The sequence below is a fragment of the Luteitalea sp. genome (assembly GCF_022842525.1).
Lineage (GTDB): Bacteria > Acidobacteriota > Vicinamibacteria > Vicinamibacterales > Vicinamibacteraceae > Luteitalea.
The window spans coordinates 1-4,329 of sequence record NZ_JALHPM010000317.1 but is presented as its reverse complement, the minus strand read 5'-3'; the positions used below and the strand labels follow the sequence as shown (position 1 = coordinate 4,329).

General features: G+C 69.7%; 4 protein-coding genes. All 4 read right to left on the bottom strand.

Annotated elements, in window-relative coordinates; all coding sequences use genetic code 11:
* Window positions 1-5: 5 nt before the first annotated feature.
* Window positions 6-1,529: a hypothetical protein gene (locus Q0C41_RS30125; protein ID WP_291990511.1), complete on the bottom strand. Its 1,524-nt coding sequence runs from the start codon at window positions 1,527-1,529 to the stop codon at window positions 6-8.
* Window positions 1,530-1,533: 4 nt separating this feature from the next.
* Entirely contained in the window at window positions 1,534-2,229 is a 696-nt protein-coding gene (locus Q0C41_RS30120; RefSeq protein WP_291990509.1) for a phytanoyl-CoA dioxygenase family protein, read from the bottom strand.
* Complete coding sequence (locus Q0C41_RS30115; RefSeq protein WP_291990507.1) at window positions 2,226-3,422, bottom strand: glycosyltransferase; 1,197 nt, start codon at window positions 3,420-3,422, stop codon at window positions 2,226-2,228. The genes Q0C41_RS30120 and Q0C41_RS30115 overlap by 4 nt, the downstream gene beginning before the upstream one ends.
* A 12-nt stretch (window positions 3,423-3,434) precedes the next feature.
* The coding region (locus Q0C41_RS30110) for an asparagine synthase-related protein (RefSeq protein WP_291990505.1) at window positions 3,435-4,329 on the bottom strand (895 nt) is incomplete at its 5' end.

The following is a 4,329-nucleotide window of genomic DNA, read 5'->3' as shown; positions in this document are numbered from 1 at the left end:
GTCCGTCACCAGATCGGGTAGATGTTGGGATCCTCCGACCGCGACCTGCCGAGCCGCTGCCGCAGGCGCGCGATGAGCTGGCGCGTGCTTTCGAGCGGCCCGCGCCGCGACGGGTCGTCGGGAGGCGGAACGACAGGCCCTTCATCGCGCGGCTGCCGTCGGCACAAGGCCGTGGCATCGACCAGGGCGGCGTAGGTCTGCAGCACCGGATGCGTGCCCGACGCGCTCATGTTCCGCCAGCGCAGCGCGGGTGGGATCGAGAGCTGGTACGGGATGCGCCGCGCCTCGAGGAAGTCCTGGGCGAGCAGGATGTTGCGCAGGGCGTTGGCGGCTTCCAGCTCGTCCGTGATCATCCGTCGGTAGGCCTCGGTCAGCCGCGCGAGCCCCGGCGGCGGGCGCGCCTCGAGCCCCAGGTCGACGAGGGCTCCGTCGTGCAGGAGCTCGCGGCCGTGCCGCGCGGAAAAGCCCAGGAACACGAAATCTGGCGGCTCGCGGTGGCAGGCCTCGAGCAGCGTCCGCGCGATGCGGTCGTTGGAGGCCTGGTCGGCGAGCGGCCGCTCGACGATCGCCTCGCCCAGCCGGTGACGCGCCGCCATCTCGCGGCAGCGGCATATGCCATCCGGGCAGTCGCTCGCGTCGGGTGCGAAGGAAGGAAAGTCGCCGAGAACCAGCACGCGTCGGCGCGCCGGCGGCGACGGTGGTGGAGCCGGTGTCGCAGCGCTCGCCGGCTGGTCAAGCGCGTCGAGCAGGAGGGGCGCCAGGTTGGCGTGCGACAGCGGGCCCGGGTGACGGTCGTCCCGGTTGGAATCGACGTGAACGCCCGGTTCGAGGAGATGCCGGGAAGTCAGACGGGCGGGATCGATCATGGCCCGCAGCCGCTGCAGCGGCGGATGCTCCGAAACCGGCGGCTGGTCCAGTCCCGTCCGGTTCATCCAGAGTATCAGGTAGGGGATCCGGCGGCGCTTCATCGCCGCCTGCACGAGCAGCATGCTCTTCAGCAGCTCGAGCGAGGAGGAGGGGGAGTCGAACAGGTCGAAGTGGTGCAGCGCCGGCGCGGCCCGGGCCTCGTCGCCGTCGAGGTCCCACAGGCCGATGTTCCGGGTGACGCTGGGCGCCAGGTACTCGGTGCGTTCTCGGTGGGTGAAGGCGATGATCGCGAGGTCGGGACGGACCCGTTCGCACTGGCGGATGATCGTGCGCGTGATGTACTCGTTGGAGGTCCCGATCTGGGAGAAGTTCTGGAGGCTGGCGCGCCCGGCGGGAATGCCCCGCCGCTCGGCGAGCGCCCGCGTGAGCAGGCTGGGCCAGGTCTGCTCGAATGGCACGCCTTGGCCGAACGTGTAGCTGCAGCCGGCGACGAAGACCTTGAGCGGGGCGGAGAGATCGAGGTCCGGCCCGCGATAGCCCAGCGCGTTGAAGCGGTAGAGCCCTTCCTGCGCCTCGCCGGGGGCCACGAAATGCCCGGTCGCATCCTGCACGGCCGTGCTCGACCGGGGATGCGGCAGCGCTCCATCATAGGCGGCGAGCATGCGGCTAGAGCTGCGTCATGGCCGAGTCGCGCACGCGGGTGCCGGCGGGTAGCATCCGGTGGCCGAGGCGAAAGAAGGCCATCCGCCGCACACCCGGGAATGCTCTCGGCGCCGTGCCATGCCGCAGCAGGCGGTGGGCGACCACGATGTCTCCGGCGCGGCCAAGGATCGGCATCGGCCTGCCCCGGCCGTCGGGCAGCGTGCGAAAGCCGTCGGCCACGTCGTCGGCCGACAGTGCATCGAGATGGTCGATGGCCTCGCGGTGGCTGCCCGGCCAGCAAACGTAGGGACCGTGGGCGAGCGACGGCACGTCCTCCAGGATCGTGCCGAGCAGGAATTCGGAGCGCGCGACGCGATCGGAGTCGCGCGGCCACAGGCCGTCGGTGTGCTCGCGCAGCGCCAGCGTGACGGGACTGGCGACCTGGAACGAATAGGTGAGCTGCGGGTGTGCCATGTCGGGCTCGAGGTCCCGCCACCGTGCGGCGAAGCCCAGGCCGGCGATCCACGCCCGGGCGGCGGCGGTCAGCATCTCGGCCGGCGCCGGCGTCGCCACGTCATGCAGCTGGCGCTCGCCCCAGGTCCGGCCGTCGCCCGGCCTCGACGCCGCCTCGTGACGGTGGCTGAGCGCCAGCAGTCCTCGCAGGGCCTCATCGGTCAGGCCGGCCGGGAAAACGGCATAGCCGTCTGAGCGAAAGGTCATATCGAAACCCCCAGCCCAACGTCGGCGACGGGAGCCGGGCTGTCATCCATCCCGGTTGCCAGCGCGAGCGCCCGGGTGGCGAACTCGATCTTCTTTCCGAGCGGCAGTCTCTCCTCGGCGTAGCGCGTCAGCAATGCCGCGAAGAGGCGGCGGGGCGAGGCGTGAGGCGACCGGGCGAGCAGGCACGCGAAGCGCCGAGCGTGGTCCTCCTCGCCGACCAGGCCTTCGATCGCAAGGTCGCGCTGCAAGAACATCCCGAGCATACGTTGGCAGAAGTCCTCCTCCCTGGAGGACAGCGGGACGTCCGGCAGGAGCCCGAGCAGCGCCTCCTCGAGGTCGGGCAAGGCTTCTGGCCAAAGGCCGCAGCGCGCCATGATGCAGGCACGTTGCAGCAGCGCCCGGCGGCGGCGCGCGCCGTCCAGCGGCGGGACCGATTGGCTGCGCGGCAAGAACTCTTCCAGCGAGAGCTCGCGGTGCAGGCGTGGCAGCATCTGACGGCTGAACGCCACCCATCGTTCGCTGCGCTGGTGGGCGGCGAAGGTCTGGCCGGGCCGGCCCCGCGCGCCGGCATGCTCGCGGAACAGGAAGCTGGGTGCGTCGAGGCCATGGCCCGCGAAGCGGCGGGCCAGCCGCAGGTTCATCTCATAGTCCTGCGAGCGGTCGAGCGTTTCGTTGAACGGCCCGACCGCGCGGTAGCAGGCGGTGCGCACCAGCATGCCCTGCTGCTGCATGAAGTTCTGCTCGAGCATGCGCGGGAAGATCTCATCGTCGGGCGGCATGGGCAGGGCGAGACGGCCGTGCCGCTCGTAGCCGCCGCCGGCGGCGTCGCGGATGACCTCACAGCCCGAGTAGACGAAGCCGAGGTTGGGATGGGCATCGAGGACAGCGCGGTGCGACTCTATGTTGTGCAGCAGTGCGATGTCGTCGTCGTCGAAGATCCAGACATAGTCGCTGGTCACCAGGGGCAGCGCCCGGTTCAGGGCCGTCGACTTGCCGCCGTTGTCCTGGCGGAGCGCCCGGATGCGATCGCCGTAGGACTGCAGCAGCGCGCCGGTGGCATCGCTCGAGCCGTCGTCCACGACGATCACCTGCGCGGCCGGCGCCGACTGGGCGAGTACGCTGTCTAGCGCCTGGCCGAGGTAAGTTGCCCGGTTGCAGGTTGCGATGATGGCGGCGACGGTGGAGGCGGGCATCCGTGCTTTTTCCTAAATCACCAGGAAGCCCGTCTTCTTGCCGGCCTCGAAAGGATAGCCGTAGCGCTCTAGGTACGCATGCAGGGGGGCCTTGTAGCGCCAGTTCTTGGCCTCGGGCGAGAGCCAGAGGAACTCCTGCACGACATCGCGATCGAGGAAGGGATAGCGAGTCTCGATGCCGAAGGCGCCCGCGACGTGCTCTTCCTTGGTCAGATAGGCCCGCTGGTAGTTGCCGTAGAAGTTGCGCCACGGCTTGAGCTTGCGCGGGAAAATGCCGTTCAGCTCCGAGGCACGCGGCCACTGCGAGTAGTCCGACATGATTTCGTCGGCGCCCTGGCCCGAGTAGTTGACCTTGCGCCCGTCGCGATTGGCCAGCGCGTATATCGCGGCCAGTCCGACGGTCGCGCCGTCGTCCAGCATGTCGTGGATGATCAGGCTGCCGTCAGGGTTCACGAACTGGTAGGTGTAGGGCTCGGCATAGGTCCGCAGGTGGGCCCGCCACTCGGCCATCAGGTCCTCGTCGATGGTGAGGATGGGGCCGCCCGGATTGCGCCGGCGCAGCAACTCCAGGTTCTCCTGTCCCGCGATTGAGTAGGCCTTGTAGTCGATGCCGAGCCGCTTCAGCGCGCAGTCGATGGCCCCGCTGTCGTAGCCCGAGCTGAGGTTGATGAAGGAGCGGTCGTAGGCGCGCTTCTCCATCGCCCGGTCGAAGGCGTCGATCCAGCCGTCGTAGCTGTCCTTGTGCTGGCATTCGAAGTCGAAGCTGCCGGTGCGCCGGTCAACGACGTTGCCGGTGGCGAGGTCGACGACGACCGTGGTGTGGGGGGGCACCGGATCGCCGCCGACGCCGCTCGCGTAGCTGGCGGCTTCCGCGCCGTTGCGCCACAGCGGCTTGGTGGCGAAGGGG